Annotated in this window: 12 protein-coding genes; 9 read left to right on the top strand and 3 right to left on the bottom strand. The window is 60.9% G+C overall.

All coding sequences use genetic code 11. The features are described 5' to 3' along the window. Window positions 1–5: 5 nt before the first annotated feature. Entirely contained in the window at window positions 6–2,462 is a 2,457-nt protein-coding gene (locus E5K00_RS22580) for a T9SS type A sorting domain-containing protein (protein WP_135465566.1), read from the top strand. A gap of 163 nt (window positions 2,463–2,625) precedes the next feature. After that, complete coding sequence (locus E5K00_RS22575; RefSeq protein WP_135465565.1) at window positions 2,626–3,324, top strand: metallophosphoesterase family protein; 699 nt, start codon at window positions 2,626–2,628, stop codon at window positions 3,322–3,324. 29 nt (window positions 3,325–3,353) lie between these two features. On the opposite strand, the gene E5K00_RS22570 is transcribed toward E5K00_RS22575, so the two are convergent. Both E5K00_RS22570 and E5K00_RS22565 read right to left on the bottom strand, forming a co-directional pair. Next, window positions 3,354–4,145 carry a tetratricopeptide repeat protein gene (locus E5K00_RS22570; protein WP_135465564.1) on the bottom strand — a complete coding sequence of 264 codons (792 nt, stop codon included), beginning with the start codon at window positions 4,143–4,145 and terminating at the stop codon, window positions 3,354–3,356. A gap of 69 nt (window positions 4,146–4,214) precedes the next feature. After that, window positions 4,215–4,751: a sigma-70 RNA polymerase sigma factor region 4 domain-containing protein gene (locus E5K00_RS22565; protein WP_135465563.1), complete on the bottom strand. Its 537-nt coding sequence runs from the start codon at window positions 4,749–4,751 to the stop codon at window positions 4,215–4,217. Window positions 4,752–4,939: 188 nt separating this feature from the next. On the opposite strand from E5K00_RS22565, the gene E5K00_RS22560 reads away from it, so the two are divergent. The 3 genes from E5K00_RS22560 (at window position 4,940) to rpiB (ending at window position 7,816) form a co-directional block, all read left to right on the top strand. Next, window positions 4,940–6,232, top strand: coding sequence for a serine hydroxymethyltransferase (locus tag E5K00_RS22560; protein WP_135465562.1), 1,293 nt, complete (start codon window positions 4,940–4,942; stop codon window positions 6,230–6,232). Window positions 6,233–6,383: 151 nt separating this feature from the next. Next, on the top strand, window positions 6,384–7,244 hold the full coding sequence (tatC, locus tag E5K00_RS22555; RefSeq protein ID WP_317128886.1) for a twin-arginine translocase subunit TatC: 861 nt from the start codon (window positions 6,384–6,386) through the stop codon (window positions 7,242–7,244). A 128-nt stretch (window positions 7,245–7,372) separates the two neighbouring features. Beyond that, a complete protein-coding gene (gene rpiB, locus E5K00_RS22550; RefSeq protein WP_135465561.1) occupies window positions 7,373–7,816 on the top strand; it encodes a ribose 5-phosphate isomerase B in 444 nt (147 codons plus the stop codon). Window positions 7,817–7,970: 154 nt separating this feature from the next. Here rpiB and E5K00_RS22545 read toward each other — a convergent pair whose 3' ends face one another. Continuing rightward, window positions 7,971–9,383 carry a hypothetical protein gene (locus E5K00_RS22545; protein WP_135465560.1) on the bottom strand — a complete coding sequence of 471 codons (1,413 nt, stop codon included), beginning with the start codon at window positions 9,381–9,383 and terminating at the stop codon, window positions 7,971–7,973. 170 nt (window positions 9,384–9,553) lie between these two features. Here E5K00_RS22545 and E5K00_RS22540 point away from each other — a divergent pair, with 170 nt between their 5' ends. The 4 genes from E5K00_RS22540 to E5K00_RS22525 all read left to right on the top strand — a co-directional run bounded on the left by E5K00_RS22540 (window position 9,554) and on the right by E5K00_RS22525 (window position 15,494). Then, window positions 9,554–9,991 carry a ribosome-binding factor A gene (locus tag E5K00_RS22540; protein WP_135465559.1) on the top strand — a complete coding sequence of 146 codons (438 nt, stop codon included), beginning with the start codon at window positions 9,554–9,556 and terminating at the stop codon, window positions 9,989–9,991. Between the two features lie 141 nt (window positions 9,992–10,132). Beyond that, window positions 10,133–10,942, top strand: a complete 810-nt coding sequence (locus tag E5K00_RS22535) for a class I SAM-dependent methyltransferase (RefSeq protein WP_135465558.1) — start codon at window positions 10,133–10,135, stop codon at window positions 10,940–10,942. A gap of 177 nt (window positions 10,943–11,119) precedes the next feature. Then, window positions 11,120–12,349 carry an FtsX-like permease family protein gene (locus E5K00_RS22530; protein WP_135465557.1) on the top strand — a complete coding sequence of 410 codons (1,230 nt, stop codon included), beginning with the start codon at window positions 11,120–11,122 and terminating at the stop codon, window positions 12,347–12,349. A gap of 178 nt (window positions 12,350–12,527) precedes the next feature. After that, on the top strand, window positions 12,528–15,494 hold the full coding sequence (locus E5K00_RS22525) for a DEAD/DEAH box helicase (protein ID WP_135465556.1): 2,967 nt from the start codon (window positions 12,528–12,530) through the stop codon (window positions 15,492–15,494). Window positions 15,495–15,624 lie beyond the last annotated feature (130 nt).

Below are 15,624 nucleotides of genomic sequence, written 5' to 3'. Positions count from 1 at the left end.
TTCCGATGAGGTTTCGTACTAAACTAGCCCCCGCGCTGCTGCTGTTGTTGCTGGCGGGCGGCCGGCCGCAGGCCCAGGCCCAGCAGCAATGCCCTACTATTGCCTTAGGCCAGATGGTCACCCAGTTCTCGCAGTGGGACTGGACGGTAGCGCCCTCGCACGCCGACTATTGCCGCAACTGGACCGTGCGGCGCCCTAATACGGGCATAGCGGCCGTAAACGCGCCCTGGGTAAAGCCCGCGACGACCAGCGCCCTGGAGCTGCAGATCGACAAGGACTATACCCGGGAAAAAGGGTGGGAGCTGCTCCGCATGGACTTTGGCGCCCAAACGGCCATTCAGACGCCGTATTTTGCCCTTTACAACAAGTATACGAGCGTCATCCGGGTGTTCTTCTACATGGACAACAGTCAGGGCACCTACACCAACGGGGCGCTGATTTCGATGACGAACACCCCCGTGGGCAGCAGCCGTATTTCCTCTGTCTCTACACTGGCCAACAACCTGCTGAAAAGCAGCGACACGTACCAGCAGGGCACGGCGGGCGGCGCGGAGGTAATGACCTACGTGGCCGAAATGCCGGCCGTCAGCTGCTGGGTCATGGGCGAATTCAACATGGGCTACGACCCCATGATTGGCAGCAGCGTGTATCGGGGCAGCGCTTTGCGGTTTGAGCTGCAAGGCATTACCAGGAGCACCGTCGACCTCAAAGGCTCGATGGAGTGGAAAACCGATGCTCAGGAAGGCTACGGCGTAACGGGCAAGAAGTCGGCCATCGTAAGCGACGTACAGGCCCCGACCAACAACAACCCGGCTACCGGCGTCAAGAACTTCCTGGTGCAGGGGCAGAAGGTGCTGGGCAAGGTGTCCAAGAAGGACGTCGACAAGTTCCTGGAGCAGGCCGCCCAAAAAGCCCAGAAGGCCAAAGACCTCTTCGCGGTGGGCTCCACGGCCAGCTCGACGAAGCTGAAAGTGGCCGACCAGATTATCAAGCTGGCCGGGGAAGGCTCCAAGCTGCCCGGCACCATCAAGAAAATAGCGGAAATAGCGGGCGGCGCCAACATTGCGTTTGGCATTCTGGGTAGCGTCATTGGCTTTTTGTGGCCCTCCGACGACGAGAGTACCCCGCAGGCCCCCACCTTCATTCCCACCGTGTCGACCGGCACCCTGGCGCTTGCCGGCACCATCACCACCACCTACCCGCTGGCCTCGGTGCTGATGCAGACGCCCGGCTCCCAGCACCTCGGCGACGGCAGCACGGAGCCCTACTACGACTGCGGCCTGGGGCTGTTCACCCTGAAGAACACGCCGGTGCTCAACCAGAAGTCGTTTCACAACGGCGACCTGATGAGCTATTTTCCTTCCTTTCGTATGTATAGCTCTTACCAGGTGGCCAACGACCTGATTCCGAGCTATAACAAAGCGGCCGGCCTCCGCCTGCTTTCGACCCAGGCGGCCATCGTTGTCGAAGATCCGTTGCCCCTGCCGACGAGCTTCCTGTCGTCTTCCGTACCCGACGGCGACATCGTGGCGGCCGACGACAAAAAGGTGACCTACCAAAGCGAGTTTGTGGACCTGTCCTGCTTCAAAAACATGACATTAACCACGAATGAGCGTTTAGGCGCGGCCGGGTACCGGGTGTTTGTTCGGGTAAAGGCCATTCTGCAGCGCGAGAATGCGCCCTTGCTGCCTCCCATCTACTTCGTGCAGGACTACGAAGTGCAGGTCAACCAGAACGCGGCAGCGACCAACCCCGGCTTCGACCCCAACAGCAACTACACCGTTGCGCCCTACTCGAATATTCCGGAGCCGCTCAACTCGGGCTATGAGCATTACGCCCGCGAAGGCGTGAATGCCGTACCGGTCCTGACGTACGACGGTTACCTGTCCGAGGGTAAGTTTGAGTTTCCCTTCCCCACGGTCACTATTGGTACTACCGTATTTCCGGGCAGCGCCCCCGGTGCCGTTATGGCCTTCGACCACCCCCAAACTACCACGACCTCGTATATTATGGCGAGTGAAGGAGCTATTTTTGGCCCCGGTTTCAGCGTAGCGCGGGGCACCAGCTTCGTGGCCACCACGTCGCTGCTGGCTTACCGGAACCAGCTGTTCTGCGGCGGCCCGGTAGTTCCCGACCCCACGGTAGTACCCTGCGCTTATAACTCGGCGGCGTGGCGCGCCCCCACGGCCCTGAGCCAGGTGGAAGCCAAGGCCAGCGGCCCGCAGCTCAGTGTGTATCCCAACCCCAGCACCGGCGAAGTGACGGTCGTGACCGACGGCACCGGCGAAAACGCGGCCCTGGAAGTCTACGACTCCTTTGGTCGCCAGATCCAGCGGATTCCGCAGCTGCCCGCCGGCAAGCGCGAGCAGAAAGTAAACCTAAGCGGGCTGGCCCCGGGCATCTACATTATCCGGCTCCAGCTGCGGGGCAACAGCCTGAGTCAGAAAGTAGTGTTGCAGTAACTCAGCCCCTTCCGTTACCGCTCCTTACCAAAGGCCTTCCCGCACGGGGAGGCCTTTTGCATGCATACGGGCCGGGCGCGGCACTTACACCCGAAAACCACAACCCGAGGCGGCCCCGTATAGCAAGCGGCGCGCCGCTTGATTCCCGGTTTGCCCCGTTGCTATGGCCCGTTACGTTACCACCGATTTGCACGGCTGCCTGACCACCTTCCGACACCTGCTGGAAAACGTTATCCGCCTGCAATCCACCGACGAGCTCTACCTGCTGGGCGACTACGTGAACAAGGGCCCCGACAGCCGCGGCCTGCTCGACTACCTGATGCAGCTGCCCGGGCAGGGCTACCAGGTGCAGTGCCTGCGCGGCAACCACGACCAGGAGCTGCTCGACGCCGCCCGGGGCCGCCGGCACTTGGCCTGGGCTTCCCAGGCCGACCGTACTCTCACGCTGCAAAGCTTCGGGGTGAAAGCCACGGAAGACATTCCGGAGCCCTACCTGCGGTGGCTCGACGCGCTGCCCTACCAGCTCGACATTCCCGGTTTCACGCTGGTCCACGCCGGCTACGACTTCCGCCTGCCCCCCGACCGGATGCGCACCGACTGGCACACGATGCTCAACATCAAGCAGTTCACCTTCGATGCCTCCCGCCTACAAGGTCGGCGGCTGCTGCACGGCCACGTGCCCACGCCCACGGCCGAAGTAAAGCAGCAGGTGAAAAAACGGGCTGGCTCTATCTGCCTCGATACGGGCTGCGTGTACCGCCTGAACCCCGAGCTTTCCCACCTGGCCGTACTGGAGCTCGACTCGTTCGAGCTGACGTTGCAGCCCAACATCGAGCCGCCCTACTTTATCATGCAGCGCTGAGCAATGCCTTGCCGCAAGCGTGAGTCTGCTTATTCCTCGCCTTGCAGCACGTTGGCCGCCAATACCTTGCGGGCGGCCTGCCGATAGGGGTTCAGCGAGTCGGCGGCTACTTCGCGGAAGGCGGCGCGGGCTTCGGGGCGTTGCCGGGCCTGCCAGTAGGCTACTGCCAGGTGGTAGCGGGCCTTGCGCGCGAGGGCCGAGCCGGGCTGCTGAATGACGCGGCGCAGGTAGGGCCGGGCCGCGCTGCCATCCCCTTGGCTCAGCAGAAAAATACCGTTGTAATACAGCAGCGTATCGGCGCCCAGGTTGTCGGTGGGCACGCGGCGCAGAATGTGCAGGGCAGCCGGGTACTGGCCCTGCCGATACTTTTCCATGGCTTCGGCCAACAGCGGCCGCCCCTCTTGCGTGACTGATGCAGGCAGGCCGGGGTCGGCCACGTAGTAGTTTTCCCAGGCACGGCCGCCGCGCGGGCCGGCGGGGCGCAGCAAAAACCACAGCCCCAGCAGCAGCAGCACGGCCACCGTGAAGATGGTGCCCCAGCGGGTTTGGGCCCGGCGCCGCTGCCGCTTGATGCGCAGCAGCGCCGTTTGGCGCTGGTCGAGGCGCCGGTCGAGGGTGAGCAGGCGGTGGCGGAGGGTTTCGTGGCCGGCCACCCAGCGCAGGTCGGCGGTAATCTGCTCGAAGGCTTCGTAGGCTTCGCGCAGGGCGGGTTCCTGCTGCATACGCTCCTCAAAAGCGTCCTGCTCGGCTGCCGTCATTTGGCCATCGGCAAAGCGTTCCAGCTCATCCAGAAACGGGCGCAGCTCAGCGGGCGACATCATGCAAGTGTGAACAGGGAAAACGAAGAAACAACCAAAGGTAGACCGGAGCCGGCACTAAGCTACGCAGAATCAGACGGCGGCGGCTGAAGCGCCGGCTTCGGCCCCGCCGCCGCTCAGCAGCCGCGCCTGAAGGTCAAGGAGTTTGCGCAGGCAGCTGGTTTTCTGAATGCGGGCCACGGTGGCGTTGGCGAAGCCCATTTTGCCGGCCACTTTCTCGAAGTTGTAGCCCCGGAAATAAAAATACATCAGCACCTGCTGGCAGTCGGGGCCCAGCTGGCTGAACACGCGCAGCAGCAGCTGGCGGCGGCCGGCTTCCACTTGGGGCAATTCGGCGGTGGTTTTCTGGGCCTGAATCTGCTCCTGGGCCATGCCGTAGAGGTAGTTGCGCAGGTCGGGGGGCAGCTTGGTGAGGCGGCCGTCGGCTACCTGGTCGTAAAAATCGACCAGCACGCCGCGCAGCAGCTCGTGGGCCGCGGCCGGCTCGAGCTGGTGCTGCCGCCGGGCCCAGCGGGCAAAATGGTCCCGCTGCTCCTCATAAAACGTAATCAGGAACGACTGATTGCCCATCCGCAGATGGGTCAGGGCTTCGGCCAGGGGCTGGTTCATGCTTCAAGTAACAACTAACAAAGGAGAATACGTGAGAAGGGCGGCAAAAAGCGAAATCCAGCTTTCCTGCGTCCGCACTCGTAAGTTCGCACCGGCGAGCCGCCGGCCCCGGCCTACCTACGTAACTCCGGCCGATTGTTGCCACCCACTTGTTCGCTGATAATCGATTCACCCGTACCTTTGAACCTATGGAAATTCGCACTGCCCCCATTGCCCAGGACACGGTCCTGTTCGACCTCATCCGCCAGGAAAAGGAGCGTCAGACCCACGGTATTGAACTGATTGCCTCGGAAAACTACGTTTCCGAGCAGGTGATGCGGGCGCAGGGCTCCATCCTGACCAACAAGTACGCCGAGGGCCTGCCCGGCAAGCGCTACTACGGCGGCTGCGAAATCGTGGACCAGATCGAGCAGCTGGCCATCGACCGGGCCAAGGAGCTGTTTGGCGTGGAGTGGGTGAACGTGCAGCCCCACTCCGGTGCCCAGGCCAACGCGGCCGTGATGCTGGCCGTGCTGAATCCCGGCGACAAAATCCTGGGCTTCGACCTGAGCCACGGCGGCCACCTCACCCACGGCTCGGCCGTGAACTTCTCGGGCAAGCTCTACAAGCCCAGCTTCTACGGCGTGGAGCCCGAAACCGGCCTCATCGACTGGGAGAAAGTAAAGGAAACCGCCCGCCGCGAGCAGCCCAAGCTCATCATCTGCGGGGCCTCGGCCTACTCCCGCGACTGGGATTACAAAGCCCTGCGCGAAGCCGCCGATGAAGTAGGCGCCCTGCTGCTGGCCGATATTTCCCACCCCTCGGGCCTGATTGCCAAGGGCTTGCTCAACTCGCCCTTCGAGCACTGCCACATCGTAACCACCACCACCCACAAGACCCTGCGCGGCCCCCGCGGCGGCCTGATCATGCTGGGCAAGGACTTCGAAAACCCCTTCGGCCTGAAAACACCCAAGGGCGAGCTGCGCATGATGTCGGCTTTGCTCGACTCGGGCGTATTCCCCGGCACCCAGGGCGGGCCGCTGGAGCACGTTATCGGGGCCAAGGCCGTGGCCTTCGGCGAATGCCTGAGCGACGCGTACACCGAATATACCCAGCAGGTTATTCGCAACGCCCAGGCCCTGGCCAAGGGCTTCGTGGACCGCGGCTACCAGATCATCAGCGGCGGCACCGACAACCACCTGATGCTCATCGACCTGCGTAGCAAGGGCCTGACCGGCAAGCTGGCCGAAAACACCCTCATCAAGGCCGACATCACCATCAACAAGAACATGGTGCCCTTCGATGACAAGTCGCCCTTCGTGACCAGCGGCATGCGCATCGGCTCGGCCGCCGTGACGACCCGCGGCCTGCGCGAGGCCGACATGGCCCGCATCGTGGAGTTTATCGACGACGTGCTGATGCACCACGCTGACGAGGCCCACCTGCTGAAAGTGCGCGGCCAGATCAACGAATGGATGCAGCAGTATCCGCTTTTTGCTTAAGCAGTGAAATGGTGAGATGGTGAAATGGTGAGTTTTTCACCGTCCTCCGGCAACCAGCATCCTGTTGCCAGGGTTTTTCGTTTGTTTCTCCACCGGTATTTGTCTGCATGACAACTCACCATTTCACTATCTCACCATTTCACCTCTTCTCTTGAACACTGACCAACCCAATCTGGGCGAAGTACACGAAATGTCCTTCATCGACCATCTGGAGGCCTTGCGGTGGCACATCATCCGCTCGGCCATCTCGATTGTCATCTTTGCTACCGCCGCGTTTTTTGCCAAAGACTTCTTGTTTCACGACCTGATTCTGGGTCCGTCCCGCGCCGACTTCTGGACCTACCGCATGTTCTGCAAGTTTGGCCAGTGGATCGGGGCGCCGGATTTGTGCATGGACAAGGTGGGCTTCATCATCCAGAACCGGGAGATGAGCGGACAGCTGACGATGCACATCAGCACTTCCTTTATGGTGGGGCTGGTGCTGGCATTTCCGTACACGTTCTGGGAAATCTGGCGCTTTATCAAGCCCGGCCTGTACCCGCACGAGCAGAAAAACTCCCAGGGCGCGGTGTTTTTCGTGTCGGTGCTGTTTGCGCTGGGCCTGATGTTCGGCTACTACATTGCCGCCCCGCTGAGCATCAACTTCCTGGCCTCGTACACCGTCGACCCGACCATCGAAAACCAGATTGACCTGCAGAGCTACCTAAGCACGCTCACCACGATGTCCATTTCCACGGCCTTCGTCTTTGAGTTGCCCATGATAGTGTTCTTCCTGGCCAAAGCCGGCCTGATTACGCCCGAAATCATGCGCTTGTACCGCAAGCACGCCATTGTGGTCATCCTTATCATTGCCGCCGTCATCACGCCCCCGGACATTTCGGCCCAGATCATCGTCACCATTCCCATCCTGATTCTCTACGAGCTGAGCATCAACATTGCCCGGGTGGTGGCGCGCAGCCGCACGGCCACCCTGAATGCCCAACTGGCCGAGAACAACGGAGTATCTTCCTAATGTACTCAAGTGCTAATGTGGGGAATGTGCTAGTGGCTGGTCCAACTTCCTATTGGAAAGCAGTACCCTCCCCACATTTTTCACATTCACTACATTAACAAGACATTAGCACCTGAGCACATTACCCCATGAGCACATTGAAAAACAGACTCGCCATCGGCTCCGACCACGCCGGCTTTGCCTATAAGGAAATGCTGGCCCACTGGCTGCGCGACAACGGCTACGAGGTACAAGACTTTGGCACCTACTCCACCGACTCGGTAGACTATCCGGACTTTGTGCACCCCGTGGCCAACGCCATTACCGCCGGCGAGTTTGAGCGCGGCATTCTGGTCTGCGGCTCGGCCAACGGCGTGGCTATTACGGCCAACAAGCACCAGGGCATCCGGGCGGCCATTGCCTGGGCGCCGGAGCTGGCCGAACTGGCCCGGCAGCACAACAACGCCAACATCATCTGCGTGCCCGAGCGGTTCGTGACCGAAGAAGCGGCCCGGGAAATCGTCAGCAAGTTTCTGAACACCGCCTTCGAAGGAGGCCGCCACCAAAACCGCGTGAGCAAAATCGACTGCTAAACGCTACCCTCTTTTACCAGAAAGCCCTTTCCCGCACGAGCAGGAAAGGGCTTTCTATTTCAGAGGGCTAAGCAAATTTTAGAGGGCAGATAGCCGCGTGATGACAAATGATTAGCACATTCCCCACATCAGCACCTGAGCACATTAAAACCACCTATTTCCGCTGGTAGACTTTCGGAATCCGGGTGGGGTGGTAGTGGCTGAAGACGGCGGGCACCTTGTACTGCAGCTCCGGCAGTAGGCCGGCCTCGTCAATGATGTACTCCGGGGGCAGCTGGGCGAAGTTGTGGTTGAGGCGGAAAATGGCGGCGTACTCGTTTAGGTGCCCAAAGTCAACCTGGGCCAGGCGCCAGTCGAGGTAGGGAGTAGCCAGGCGGTTTTGCACGTAGGAGCGCCGGTCGGGGCCCAGCACCAACAGGCGGTGACCCTGCAAGCTGGCGTAGGCGGGGTTGGGCTGCACGGCGTAGCGCTGCTCGGCCGGAATCTGCACCACGGCCTCCAGGCCCAGCGTCGTGCGGTAGCGCACCACCACCACCGCCCCGATGATGAGCAGCAGCAGCACTTCGGGCACCCAGGCCCGCGCGGCTTTCTGCCACAGATACAGGCAGAAGTAGGTAATGGGCGGCAGCACCAGCACCAGCGTGCCGGGGGCCATGCCGCGGCCGGCAGCCCCTATAGCCACGGCCACCACCAGCCACACCAGCATCAGCTGCTGAAACTTCACCTGAAAAACCAGGCCCAGCGAGGTGGTGAACGTGCGGAACAGCGCCAGCACCAGCACGATACCGGGCAAAATCAGCAGGCGCAGCTGCACGAACAACGGCAGCCCGTCGGTGCCGGCCACCAGGCCAGTCAGCACGGGCTTCAGGTGAAACTGGGTGAAGCTGGGCAGCGACTCGGTATACAGAAAGAAGGTGCTCACCGCCGCGTAGGGAAACAGAAATCCGCAGATCAGCAGCAGAAAGCTCCGGAACGAGTTGGCGGCGAAGATGATAACGGCAAACAGGCCCACGAGCAGAAACAAGGCCAGCGGCAGGTAGCACAGCGCGGCCACCCCAATCAGAAACCCGGCCCGGAACAGGCGGCGGTTGTCGTAGCCCTCCCGCGAGGTGGGCAGCAGGGCACTGAGGGCAATGATGTTGAACGTGTGCCCGATGAGCAGGGGCGAAAGAGTATCCAGGTCGGTGGTGACGCTGGCCAGGAGCAGGTACGTCAGCGCGGCCACGTAGCCCCGGTCGGGGTGCACGTCGGCCCGGTTGAGCACCAGGTTGAGCCGCAGGGCCTGAAACACGAGCAGCAGCAGGGCCAGAATCCGGTAGAGCCACAGCGGCCGGCCCAGGCCGGCATCGAGAGCCCCAAAAAACAGGGCCGCCAGCGGCGCGGTGCTGTCGTAGATGTCGCGGTAGAGCAGGGCGCCATCGTGCAGCCGTTCCCCGATGAGCAGGGCCCGCAGCTCGGCCGCCGTCAGGGGAATGCCCAACCAGAGCAGCGGCAGGCGCAGGGCCAGCACCAGCACCAGCAAGGCCACCAGGCGCGTGGGGAGCGAACTTTTGAAGAAGCGAAGCAAGGGAAACCGGGGTTCGGGAAGGCTAGGAATCAGGGAAGACAAACAAAGGTACGCGCATCCGGCCAAGCCCCGCCGCCTTTCCGCCCCAGCCCGCCCGGCAACCTTCTGCCGCCCCGGCCGCTAACTTCCTGAGTCCTCAAGCCCCTAACTTCCTATCTTTGCTGATTCATATGGAAAGTAAACGACAGCAAAAGTTTGCCAGCCTCCTGCAGCAGGATCTGGCAGCCGTCTTTCAACGCGACTTACCGCACCTGTTTCCCGGCTTGCCGCCGGGCATCAGCACCATTCGGGTGTCGCCGGATCTGGGCGTAGCCCGCGTGTATCTGAGCAGCCTGCTGGCCAACACCGGCCCGGCCCTGCTGGAACTGGTGCGCGACAACAGCAAGGAAATCCGGCAGGCCCTGGCCAAACGGATCCGCCAGCAGGTGCGCATCATCCCCGAGCTGGTGTTCTTCCTCGACGACAGCGCCGAATACGCCGCCCACATGGACGCCGTGCTGGGTAAGCTCGACATTCCGGCCGAGACGCCCGAGGATACCACCGACCCCAAAACCGACGACAAAGGCCCCGCCGCCCGCCCCAAGCTGTTCGCCGACGAAGACGAATAGGGAGTTGGTGAATCAGCGACTTAGTGAGTTAGTGAGTTTTGAGTTCAATACCGCACCAGTAGCGCAAGCCGAACATCAACCTCACTAAGCGACTAAGCGACTAACTCACTAACTCACCATATCACTAAATCACCGTTTCCCTTGTATTACGACCCGATTAAAAAGTCACTGGGCCAGGTCTTTAACCGTACCCCGTGGCTGCGCCGCCTGTTTTACACGATGCTCGATCTGCTGCTGCTGCGCACCTGGCACGTGCACCGCGAGCTGCGCAAGTGGGCCGCCGGCCGGCAAGACGAAAGCCTGACCATCCTGGACGCCGGCTCGGGCTACGGGCAGTATACCTACTGGCTGTCGGGCCTGAGCAAGAAGTGGAGCATCCTGGCCGTGGATGTGAAGGACGAGCAGATTGCCGACTCCAACCAGTTCTTCCGCCAGATCGGGCGGCGCAACGTGCAGTTTGCCGTGCAGGACCTGGTGCTGTACCAGGAGCCCAACTCCTTCGACCTGGCTTTGTCGGTCGACGTGATGGAGCACATTCTGGAAGACGTGGAAGTGTTCCGCAACATTCACGCTTCCCTCAAAGACGGCGGCATGCTGCTGATTTCGACCCCCTCGGACCAGGGCGGCTCCGACGTGCACGCCGACGGCGAAACCAGCTTCATTGAGGAGCACGTGCGCGACGGCTACAACATTCACGAGATTCAGCAGAAGCTACGCACCGCCGGCTTCGAGCGGATTGAGGCCCAGTACAGCTACGGCGAGCCGGGCCAGGTGTCGTGGCGCCTGAGCATGAAATACCCCATTCTGATGCTGGGCGTGTCGAAATGGTTCTTCGTGCTGCTGCCCTTCTACTACCTCATTACCTTTCCCTTCTGCCTGCTGCTGAACTGGATTGACTCCACCACCCGGCACGACTCGGGCACCGGCCTGATCGTCAAAGCCTGGAAATAGCCGCGGCGCCCTGCCGCGGGCCGGTTGGCGTTGCGCTTAATTGCGTTTGGGCCGTTATCTTGCCTGCTAAACGCCCGAAGTACAGGGCGGAAATACGGCTTTCTGCCGCCGCCTTCGTACAAGTGCTTCGTGTTACCCTCGACCTGCCCTTTGTCCCAACCCTAACCAGCGCCCTGCATGAACGTTTCTCTGCTCATCGCCCGGCGTTATTTTTCGTCCAAGAACAAGCGCAACATCATCAGCATCATCTCCAACATCTCGATGGTGGGGGTGGCCGTGGGCACCATGGCGCTGATTATCGTGCTGTCGGTCTTCAACGGGCTGGAGGACTTGGTGCGCACGCTCTACGGCAAATCGGACCCCGACCTGCTGGTAACGGCCGTGCAGGGCAAGTCCTTCGAAACCAACGAGCAGCTGTTGCAGCGCATCCGCACCACGCCCGGCGTGGGCTTGCTCACCGAGGTGATTGAGGACAACGCCCTGCTGCAGTACCACGACCGGCAGATGGTGGTGAAAATGAAGGGCGTCAGTGAAAACTACTTTGCCCAGAGCGACATCGACTCGGCCATCGTGGAAGGGGACCACCGCCTGGTGCGCGGCGGCGAAAACTACGCCCTGCTCGGGGCCGGCGTGCAGCACGAGCTCAGCATTGCCCTCGACAACCGCTTTGCCCCCCTGCACCTGCTCTACCCGCGCAACACGGGCAAGAAAACGCTGTCGATGAACCCGGAAACGGCCTTCAGCCAGCAAACCATCATTGCCGGCGGCGTCTTCCTGATCGAGCAGCATATCGACGACAGCTACATCTTCGTGCCCATCGACTTCGCCCAGCGCCTGCTCAACTACGGCAGCCGGCGCACGGCCCTGGAGGTAAAGGTCAGTGAGAGCCGCACGATTGAGGAGGTAAAGCAGGATTTGCAGCGCGTGCTGGGCGACAAATTCCACGTGCACGACTCCGACGAGCAGCATGTGAGCCTGCTCAAAGCCATTAAGGTGGAGAAGATGTTCGTGTTCATCACCTTCGCCTTCATCCTGCTCATTGCCTCGCTCAACATCTTCTTCTCGCTCTCGATGCTGGTGCTCGACAAGAAGAAGGACGTGGCCATCTTGCGGGCTATGGGCGCCACCAGCCGCATGATTCGCAACATCTTCCTGCTGGAAGGCGCCATTGTGGCCCAGGTGGGCGCCATTACCGGCCTCACGTTTGGCGTGGCTATCTGCTGGGCCCAGCAAACCTTCCACATCGTGTCGATGGGCATGGCCACCAGCGTGGTCGACTCCTACCCGGTGAAAATGCAGCTGTCCGATATTATTCTCACGGGCATTGCCATTATCGTCATCACCATCACCGTTTCGATCCGGCCCGCCCTGAACGCGGCCCGGCTCGATTTGCGCGAGAACTTGTAACACTTTCGCGGTTGTAGGAGTAGTTCATCTACTCTATAGCCATGTTCGTCCGTCATTGGGAGTGTCTCTGTCTTTTAAATTTAACTATTTCAATAATTAATTTTACTTTTCACGAAACCTCATCCATTCTAGTATTTGTCCTTACTTTCAATGCCTTATTCAGGCTTCCCATCCGACTATGAAGGTTTCTACTTCACAGCCTTTCCAGATCGTCTATTCGTTACTTGAGCACGAATATCTGGGCTATCTATTTGAGTCTTACGTGGTTCAGCGTAATGCTCGGGGCCAGCTTACGCTCCAGCACCAGACGGTTTCGGCCAAAAACGCCCCGGAGTTTGCCGACGGCCTCGACGAAACCGACTTCGAGCTAATTGCACTTACCGACCAGATCCAGCAGGACACGGTTATCAAGGAATTTTGGGCGAAAAAAACCACACCCGCCGATTTCTTCCTGAAGATATACGACCCCGAGAAAGGGGATAAGGGGCTGCAGGACGCCATCTGCCGCTACGTGCAGGACCGCATGGGCCAGATCCTGGAGCGGCTGCACGGCAAGTGCGTCTTTATTATGGGCAAGGACGGGGAGCCCACCTGGCGCGAGATGAGCGTGGCCCCGGAACCGGCTTCCGTGCTGTTTCACTTCCGGCGCAACGAGGACAGCACCCACTATTTCCCGACCATCCAGTACCAGGGCCAAAGGCTCGACTTCCAGTTTAAAAATGCCGTGATGGTCTGCTTCCAGCCCGCCTGGATGCTGCTGAACGACACGCTGCACAACTTCCGCAACGACGTGGACGGCAAGAAGCTGCAGCCCTTCCTGAACAAGAAATTCATCGTCATTCCCCGGCAGGTGGAGGACAGCTACTTCCAGCGCTTCGTGGCGCCCCTGGTCGAGTCGTTCGACGTGCACGCCCGCGGCTTCGACATCCGCTCGGAGCGGTACGTAGCCCGGCCCCAGCTCACGTTTTCCGACACGCCCGGCGCGGTGGTTGTGGCAGCCGAGGAGCGGAGCCGCCCGGTGGCACGCCGCAACGGCAGCAGCGAATCAGCCACGGCCGTTATTACGGCCCCGTCCGAGCACATCCACTTCGACCTGTCGTTCCGTTACGGCGACCATACCGTGCACAACAGCTACGACAAGCGGGTGTGCGTGAAGCTGGAAAAGAACGAGGACTCCTACATTTTCCACCGCCTGATCCGCAACCTGGACCGGGAGCAGGAAATCATCCGGGAGCTGGCCGACCGCGCCCTGGAAGTGCGCAACGGCCGGGCCGTGCTGGAAAAAGCCACCGCCTTCCGCTGGCTGCACAGCCACGCCGAAGAGCTGGCCCGCATGGGCTTCACGGTGCAGCAGGGCCACACTTCCAGCAAAGACTACTTCATCGGGGCCGTGACGGTGCAGGTCGGCATTACCGAAGGCAACGACTGGTTTGACGTGCACGGCACGGTGAGCTTCGGCGAGTTTGAAATTCCCTTCATCAAGCTGCGGCCCTACATTCTGGGGCGGCGCCACGAGTTCCGGCTGCCCAACGGCCAGATTGCCATTATCCCGGAGGAGTGGTTTACGCAGTACCTGGAGCTGTTTGCCTTTGCCGAGGAGCACCACCACACTCTCACGCTGCGCAAGCACCACCTGGCGTTGGTGTCGGACTTGCAGAACGGCAACCTGGCGACCGTGACGATGTCGCGGAAGCTGGAGCGCCTGCGCGGCTTCGAAATGGTCGAAGACCAGCCCATGCCGCTGGGTTTCATGGGCGAGCTGCGGCCCTACCAGAAAGCGGGCTACAACTGGCTGCACTTCGTGAAAGACTACCACTTCGGCGGCTGCCTGGCCGACGACATGGGCCTGGGCAAGACGGTGCAAACGCTGGCGTTGCTGTTGCAGCGCAAGGAAAGCGGCGAGTCGAAAGGCGCGGCTTCCTTGCTGGTGATGCCGACTTCCCTGGTGTACAACTGGCTGAGCGAGGCTACCAAGTTTACGCCCGGCCTGCGCATTCTGACCTACACCGGCACCTACCGCGACAAAAATGTGGCCCAGTTTGCCGACTACGACGTGATTCTGACCAGCTACGGCATCGTGCGGCTGGACGCGGAAATGCTGCGTACCTACGGCTTCGACTACGTAATTCTGGACGAGTCGCAGGCCATTAAGAACCCCAGCTCCACGACCTCGCAGGCCGTGCGGGGCCTCCGCTCCCGCCACCGCCTGATTTTGACCGGTACGCCGGTGGAAAACAGCACGATGGACCTATGGTCGCAGATGTCGTTTATCAACCCGGGCTTGCTGGGCACCCAGACGTTTTTCCGCAAGGAGTTCCTCAAGCCCATCGAGAAAGGCAAGGACGAAGTGCGCACCCGCAAGCTCCACGCCCTGATCAAGCCCTTCATTTTGCGCCGGCACAAGGCCCAGGTAGCCAAAGAGTTGCCCAGCAAGATTGAGCACCTCAGCTATTGCCCCATGACCGAGGAGCAGGCCCAGTGCTACGAGGAAACCAAGAGCTACTACCGCAACAAGATCCTCAAGAACATTGAGGAGCACGGCACGGCCGGCACCCAGTTTATGCTCTTGCAGGGCCTGACCAAGCTGCGCCAGATTGCCAACCACCCCCGCATGGCCCACGAGGACTACGAGCACGAGTCGGGCAAGCTGCGGGAGGTGATTCGCATGATTCGCAGCGTGGTATCGGAAGGCCACAAAGTTTTGGTGTTCAGCCAGTTTGTAAAGCACCTCGACATCGTTCGGGCCTCGCTCGACGAAAAGCAGATTGAGTACGCCTACCTCGACGGCAACACCCGGGACCGGCACAAGGAAGTAGGCCGCTTCCAGGAAACGGAGGAGCTGCGCGTGTTCCTGATTTCGCTGAAAGCCGGGGGCGTGGGCCTTAACCTCACCGCCGCCGACTACGTCTTCATCCTGGACCCCTGGTGGAACCCCGCCGTGGAAGCCCAGGCTGTCGACCGGGCCCACCGCATCGGGCAGCAGCGCACGGTGTTTACCTACAAGTTCATCACCAAGAACACGGTAGAGGAGAAAATCCTGGCGTTGCAGAACAAGAAGATTCAGCTGGTAACCGACCTGATAACCACCGACGAGGCCATCATCAAGAGCCTGACCAAGGAGGATATCGAGGAGCTGCTGGGGTAGCCCCGACACTGGCCGGTACCAGGTAGCCGGGCATGAGTTCCGTGGTAAAACGACAGAACGTCAGCGCAGGCATACTTTCAGCCACCACGAACCCCGTTGCCCCGCCGCGACGGGGTTCGTGGTTTTCAGC

Source organism: Hymenobacter aquaticus (assembly GCF_004765605.1).
Lineage (GTDB): Bacteria > Bacteroidota > Bacteroidia > Cytophagales > Hymenobacteraceae > Hymenobacter > Hymenobacter aquaticus.
This window is presented reverse-complemented; position numbering and strand designations above follow the sequence as displayed.

Coding starts and splice junctions, on each gene's coding strand:
- E5K00_RS22580 (WP_135465566.1), top strand. CDS start 6: ATGAGGTTTCGTACTAAACTAGCCCCCGCGCTGCTGCTGTTGTTGCTG.
- E5K00_RS22575 (WP_135465565.1), top strand. CDS start 2,626: ATGGCCCGTTACGTTACCACCGATTTGCACGGCTGCCTGACCACCTTC.
- E5K00_RS22570 (WP_135465564.1), bottom strand. CDS start 4,145: ATGATGTCGCCCGCTGAGCTGCGCCCGTTTCTGGATGAGCTGGAACGC.
- E5K00_RS22565 (WP_135465563.1), bottom strand. CDS start 4,751: ATGAACCAGCCCCTGGCCGAAGCCCTGACCCATCTGCGGATGGGCAAT.
- E5K00_RS22560 (WP_135465562.1), top strand. CDS start 4,940: ATGGAAATTCGCACTGCCCCCATTGCCCAGGACACGGTCCTGTTCGAC.
- rpiB (WP_135465561.1), top strand. CDS start 7,373: ATGAGCACATTGAAAAACAGACTCGCCATCGGCTCCGACCACGCCGGC.
- E5K00_RS22540 (WP_135465559.1), top strand. CDS start 9,554: ATGGAAAGTAAACGACAGCAAAAGTTTGCCAGCCTCCTGCAGCAGGAT.
- E5K00_RS22530 (WP_135465557.1), top strand. CDS start 11,120: ATGAACGTTTCTCTGCTCATCGCCCGGCGTTATTTTTCGTCCAAGAAC.
- E5K00_RS22525 (WP_135465556.1), top strand. CDS start 12,528: ATGAAGGTTTCTACTTCACAGCCTTTCCAGATCGTCTATTCGTTACTT.